Annotated in this window: 7 protein-coding genes and 1 pseudogene; 7 read left to right on the forward strand and 1 reads right to left on the reverse strand. The window is 29.8% G+C overall.

Going from position 1 to position 5,087, the window contains the following annotated elements; genetic code table 11:
- Together COC46_RS18355 and COC46_RS18360 are read left to right on the forward strand one after the other, a co-directional pair.
- A pseudogene (locus COC46_RS18355) lies at window positions 1–444 on the forward strand (hypothetical protein); the annotation flags it as partial.
- Between the two features lie 210 nt (window positions 445–654).
- Window positions 655–1,134: a glycosyltransferase family protein gene (locus tag COC46_RS18360; protein WP_098811366.1), complete on the forward strand. Its 480-nt coding sequence runs from the start codon at window positions 655–657 to the stop codon at window positions 1,132–1,134.
- A 32-nt stretch (window positions 1,135–1,166) separates the two neighbouring features.
- Here the strand turns inward: COC46_RS18360 and COC46_RS18365 are convergent, their stop codons facing one another.
- Window positions 1,167–1,412, reverse strand: coding sequence for a DUF6429 family protein (locus COC46_RS18365; protein WP_098811367.1), 246 nt, complete (start codon window positions 1,410–1,412; stop codon window positions 1,167–1,169).
- Window positions 1,413–1,758: 346 nt separating this feature from the next.
- Here COC46_RS18365 and COC46_RS18370 point away from each other — a divergent pair, with 346 nt between their 5' ends.
- The 5 genes from COC46_RS18370 to COC46_RS18385 all read left to right on the forward strand — a co-directional run bounded on the left by COC46_RS18370 (window position 1,759) and on the right by COC46_RS18385 (window position 4,866).
- A complete protein-coding gene (locus tag COC46_RS18370) occupies window positions 1,759–2,184 on the forward strand; it encodes a DUF7878 domain-containing protein (protein WP_098811368.1) in 426 nt (141 codons plus the stop codon).
- A gap of 210 nt (window positions 2,185–2,394) precedes the next feature.
- Complete coding sequence (locus tag COC46_RS18375) at window positions 2,395–2,760, forward strand: hypothetical protein (RefSeq protein WP_098811369.1); 366 nt, start codon at window positions 2,395–2,397, stop codon at window positions 2,758–2,760.
- Between the two features lie 25 nt (window positions 2,761–2,785).
- Entirely contained in the window at window positions 2,786–3,166 is a 381-nt protein-coding gene (locus tag COC46_RS18380) for a hypothetical protein (protein WP_098811370.1), read from the forward strand.
- Between the two features lie 378 nt (window positions 3,167–3,544).
- Window positions 3,545–3,694 carry a hypothetical protein gene (locus COC46_RS22355; RefSeq protein ID WP_176545215.1) on the forward strand — a complete coding sequence of 50 codons (150 nt, stop codon included), beginning with the start codon at window positions 3,545–3,547 and terminating at the stop codon, window positions 3,692–3,694.
- A gap of 107 nt (window positions 3,695–3,801) precedes the next feature.
- Window positions 3,802–4,866, forward strand: a complete 1,065-nt coding sequence (locus COC46_RS18385; RefSeq protein ID WP_098811371.1) for a DmpA family aminopeptidase — start codon at window positions 3,802–3,804, stop codon at window positions 4,864–4,866.
- Window positions 4,867–5,087 lie beyond the last annotated feature (221 nt).

A 5,087-nucleotide genomic window follows, 5' to 3' on the forward strand; every position in this document is an offset into this window, starting at 1 on the left:
GGGGCAACAGGAACAACCGGAGCAACAGGCCCAACAGGTCAAAGACCAACTCTAACTTTTGCAGAAAATGCAGGATCAATAGCTGTATTCCCGCCACTTAATACTGAAGTAACCATAGTCAGTATCACGCAAGGAGTGTTAGCTAATCAGCAGCTTAAAATTGACTATGCAACAGCGATTGAAATAGTTGTCAATGCAAACTGGTCAATTGTCTTTGAATTAAGACTATATAGAGATGCAACTTTAATAGACACTAGGATAATTAGTAGAAGTCAACCTACAGCTGGTACTCAAAGGTTTCAAATTGCAAGTACTCAAGTTAATATAGCACCTGCAAATGCAACATCAACCTATAGTCTAAGAGTTATTTTTACGACTGCTTCGAATCTTACTTCAGCATCTGCTAATAATAGGGATATGAATATAATCACATTTACACCTTAGAGTGTGATTAGACCGAGTGAATTAATAATCCCTTTATAATTGACAGTTAAAAGATATTCACTGTCAATTATAAGGGGATTTTTTTATATCTTGATGAAATGACTAGAAAATGAGATGACATGAGAAGTGTAAGTTATTATCTTACACAAAAAACATTTTCCTTTATTTCACATACTTTAATAAAAACCAAAAAATTAGGATGTGGAGAATTTGAATTGTTCTAATAATCGTAAAATCGAGCAATTAAATTTTAATATTGAATATAGAACAGAATTTATTTTTATTGTAAATGATGAAACTTTTGAATGCATATTAAGGGAAATAGCTAACAAGTCAGTAAATATTGTTGGTATTTTACTTTCAAGAAGTCGAAATCATAAAAATTTTGTTAGACTAGTACCTGGAACAACTGAATCTGAAAGTAAACGAGATCTAAAAGTAGTTAAGGATGCGCTTGAATCTTCTAATGTTAAATTTAAAGAAGAAACAATTATGGCTATATTAAATATCCCAGCTGGTATTCCAGGGGTATTTAGTAAAATTTACGGTAGATTATGGTGTAATGTTGAAGTGAAATCATTTTATATAGGTGAAAAAGATTCCCTTTTTTTTAATGTATCAAATATAAAGAAAGCAACAGAGATTTTAAAGAAAGATAACTTAGTACAATGCGAAAATGATTGTAATTAACTATAATTGCAGTTTTAGATATAGGATTAACCTTAATTCATTTGTTGAATGTTATATTTCTGCATTAATATTTTAGCTAGTTCTATTCCATCTTCTGTAATATAAACTGATTTTGCACGATTACTGAAAAAAATTAGACTATCATTTGATAATTGATCTAATGTATCGAATGGATATCCTTTCCAACTTCTAAGTGTAGTCTCACCTAATACACTATTCTCTTGAAAAGATGTTAAATACAGTAACAATAATGTTAATTCTTCGATCTGTTTTTGCAAATTAATACTTCCTTTCTATTATAATTTTTTAATAAATAAAGGAAACCTTTTTAATAACAGGTTTCCTTTTATTACTGATTTATAAACTATTAAAATTGAGCTTCCCAGTAGCTTCAATCATCTTCAATAGACATTCTATTCCTATGTCCACAAACTGGGTAAGGTACAATTCGTTCAAGAAACTTACCCGTTTTAAATGCCAAAGCGAAATTTAACCTTTAACGTAAAATATAAATATTTGATCTATTTAATTGAAAAAGATAAATATTATTGTAGGAAATACCAAAAATAGGAAATAATAAGAGTAAATTAAGAAAGATCGAACTACATACGAAAGGATTAATTTATGAATATAAAATTCTTGTTTATATTAAATGATTATATACCTTCAGAACCGGCTTACGTTGCGAATACGGGTAAATATATTGATGGTTCATTAAATATTTACTTAAACGATACTCTGTATTTCCACGACCCAAATATAAATCTAACAGAGTTTGCGAGTCAACTGAGCGAATGGGTTCAAAAAATACGAAATGGCTTAAAAGTGAATATGAACTATGAATCGATTAATCGAAATGAAGATTTGATGAATTTCCTATATAAAGATGATGATCGTTGGGGTATCTATTCAGTATGGCAAATGTTTGAACCGACGGAGTATATAACTACAGAGTCTTTAGTCGAGTCTGTAAATAAATTTCTTACTGAGTTAAATAATAGTCTCATTGAAATCAATTATGACTATACTCTTGATAAATTTAATCAGTAATTCTATCAATAATATTTACATTTTAAAGAAGATTGAGTTGTATTTGCAACTCATTTTTTTATAGGAAAAAATCACCTAATGAGATTTGCATTCTATATGCTAAAAATAACTTTTTAATATTTTAATAATGCAATGTGTTTATTTTTCAAGGAGTAATGAATCAGTCGTTGAATTTAATATAAAAAATTCATTTTAAACATTGGAGGTTATATGAAAAGAATATTAATTGTTTTAAGTTGTCTATTTATATTATTTGGCTGTTCAATTAAATCCAATTCGGAAGAGAAAACGAGTAAAGTAGTAGGAATCATTGGTGTTACCTCAATTGATACATTGATTTATTCAGCCCAAAAAGATGAGGATCTAATCAATAAAATTGAAAAAGGTTTTAACTTGAAAAATGTGGAAGATAAACAAGTTGACAATTCAGATTTGAAACTCACTTTAATTGATCGAGAGGGTAAAATTGAGGATTTTGAAGTGAATTACAAGCAAAATATTTATTTACATAAAGGAATAGTATATAAACTTGATACAAAATTAACAAAATTATTGCAAGAACAGTTTATGAATTAAACATGAGCGTATAGGAGGGATCGTATTGAAAGAAATGATTCTCACCACCATAGTTTTAGTTCCTTTACTATTCTTAAATAGTGGGTGTAGTAAAGATTCAAATGTATTAACTTCAAAGGAAGTAAAGATTGCAAAAAGTATTGTTAAACAAAAAGACATAAGAGAGAATGTTTGGAATCAACTTTCTAGTGAAATTAAAAATCATATAAAAGGGACTTGGAAGGATGCAAGTATACAGAAGATTATCCTTAAAGAAAATATGGGAAGTATCCAAGAAAAAGATTTTATAGGAAAAGAAGTTTTGATTATTGATTATCCTTCTAGTGATAATCCTAGTATAGGTGGGTTCGCAATCTATGCAGATTCAAAATCTCAACAAATTATTGGTTATGGATATAGGGACTAATTTTTTATCGATCATTAATGAAGTCACTATCAAAGTACCTTTATCAATAAAAGCACAGGAAATTATATGTCCTTGTGCTTTTTATTTTGAATATTTAATAGAAAAACCACTTTTATCTTCAGGATAAAAGTGATGTGAACCTGTTTGCCAATACCACCTAGAAAACGAGGTTTAATATAGGGTATGTATGGTAATAGAAATAGTTCTTTTTTCTTAGTTGGTAATAATTTCCATGAGGCTAAATAAGTGGAATTAAAAAACTATATTTATGTTTGAGAGTCATTTAGAGCGTTATTTTTATACGTAAGTATCAAATTTTCAAATTTATCTGTTAAAATAATTCATAAGATTAATCGTAAAAGGAGAATATCAAACATGATGAAATTATTTTCGAGTAAGATTGTGCTTTTATTTACGTCATTGATGATATTATTAATGATCGGTGTAGCAGTACTTTCTTTATCTTATATCCCATTAAAAGTCAAAGAAAGTCAGGAGAAAAAAATATTCACAGAAAGTAACGGGTAAATCAGTAAAGGACAAAAATCTTTTTTAACTAAAAGCTCTAATTAAGAGCCTTTTGTCCTTTATGAAATAAAGTTATTAGCTATTTTGTGTTGAAGAGGGAGGTTATTATGCAAAGTCAAAAAAGAATAAGAGATTATGGTGTGAATATTGGGTATCTGGAAACTGGTCCCTTAAATTCTATTACAGATGTTGAAGGAGTTACTGTTGGTCACGTAACGATTAGTGATCATGACATTCAAACTGGTGTTACAGCGATATTGCCACATCAGGGAAATGTATTTAAGGAGAAGTTAATTGCATCAACACATGTAATTAATGGTTTCGGTAAGTCAATGGGGGCAATTCAGATTAATGAGTTAGGAACAATTGAAACGCCAATTATTTTAACCAATACTTTAAGTATTGGTACTGCTGCGGATGCATTAATAGAATATATGTTAGAGCATAATCCTGAAATTGGACGAACAACTGGAACTGTTAACCCAGTTATTTGTGAATGCAATGATATGCATTTAAATGACGTACGAGCAAGGTTTATTACGAAAAATCATGTTTTTCAAGCACTACATAATGCTTCTTCAGAAATAGTAGAAGGAACAGTTGGAGCAGGGACGGGAATGCTCTGTTATTCATTAAAAGGTGGTATAGGTACAGCTTCTAGGATGATGACAATGGAACATGGTACTTATACGATGGGGGTTTTAGTATTATCTAATTTTGGTATTTTAAGTGATTTAAAGGTAAATGGAAAACCGGTTGGAGCTGAATTGAGAGATTTTATCTTAAAAGAACGAGACGAACAAGATAAGGGTTCAATTATTATGATTGTTGCAACAGATCTTCCCGTATCTGAAAGACAGCTAAATCGGATTATTAAAAGAACAGTTACGGGATTATCAAGAACAGGTTCAATTATTACTACGGGAAGTGGTGAAGTCGTAATTGGCTTTTCTACTGCAACAAAAATTCCTCATGAAAAAACCTCACACTGTATTACGGTACCGACTATTCATGAAGAAGATATTGATCTAGCATTTAGGGCGATCGGAGAAGCAACTGAGGAGGCCGTTTTAAACTCATTAATAACAGCAACACATATTGTTGGAAGAGATGGAAATGAAAGACCTGCTTTTAAAGATTTAATCGAAAAATTCAATATTAATTTAAAATAGACAAATGCCATAAAAGTAGTAAAAATGAGTTTAAAAAATTAAATAATAAATAAACTAGAAATGATAGTAAAAGAGTGGATCTTTTTAAATAAAAGACTCTGTTAATATTAATTGTTGATTCTAGTTAAATTCGAGACTAATTGAAATGGAAGGTGCGAAGACTCCTATGGGAAATGCGGGAAACTTGAGACCCCTAAAGGCTTGCTAAAGGAGGCTCAAGT

This window comes from Bacillus sp. AFS041924, from assembly GCF_002577195.1.
Taxonomy (GTDB): domain Bacteria; phylum Bacillota; class Bacilli; order Bacillales; family Bacillaceae_G; genus Gottfriedia.